1 protein-coding gene is annotated in these 792 nt (G+C 30.1%); it reads right to left on the bottom strand.

Annotated elements, in window-relative coordinates; genetic code table 11:
* Window positions 1–521: hypothetical protein (locus DNC80_RS15635; protein WP_182652013.1), on the bottom strand; the 521-nt coding region annotated here is incomplete at its 3' end.
* Window positions 522–792: the final 271 nt, after the last annotated feature.

Genomic DNA, 792 nt, shown 5'->3' with positions numbered 1-792 from the left:
ATTATAGTCTCAATATCCAAAATTAACCCCGATAATTTCCTAGTTTCTCTCTTCTCTTTCTCCAATTCTTCGATTTGTGATTTTGAAAACCATAATTCAATCATTCCTTTTTGAACATTAATTAAATAATAAGGAATTAAGACACTTAAATATATTGATATTGTAAAGAGTTCGCCATTCTCAATTATATTTAAATTAAAGGTAAAACATCTATCTTCCCAATCAAATAAAGATAAATCTTTACAATTTTTCAATGTTATATCTTTTCCAAAACTATCAATTATACTTGTTCTGAAAATTTGGCTATTTTCAGAATCAAAGTCAACAATTATCTCCTTTAATCTTTTATATTCCTCTGTCACAAAATATTCATCTTTTTGAGTATAAGCACATATATTCTGAGGATAGAAAAGATATACTAAATTGGTTAAAATTTTATCGATCATATTATAGTTAATTGCAATTTCCTGCTGTCCATGGGTTCGTCTTATATTCAGTTGCCACAATATTTTCAGTTGCATTAAAATTTACTCTTCCTCCAGGAATATACAACGGATATTATGTTTTAGCCTTTCTTGAAAATATATCATTAGCGTTAAGTCTGATGTTCTACTACTTCCATATTTATCAATAACATCTTGCATTGACTTTTGCAGAGCTCTCCCAGCTGACGCGAGCGTCCAGCTCGTGAACACAAACTAAATCATAATATACCTCTCAAAAAAAACGACTTACTATCACAAACTGCTATCATAATGGATAGTCCTTGTTGGCAATCATCACGAGCGGGAC

The organism is Flavobacterium sp. SOK18b (assembly GCF_014156605.1).
GTDB classification, from domain to species: domain Bacteria; phylum Bacteroidota; class Bacteroidia; order Flavobacteriales; family Flavobacteriaceae; genus Flavobacterium; species Flavobacterium tiangeerense.
Note: the sequence above shows the minus strand (reverse complement) of the source record. Positions and strands in the feature narration are given on the sequence as shown.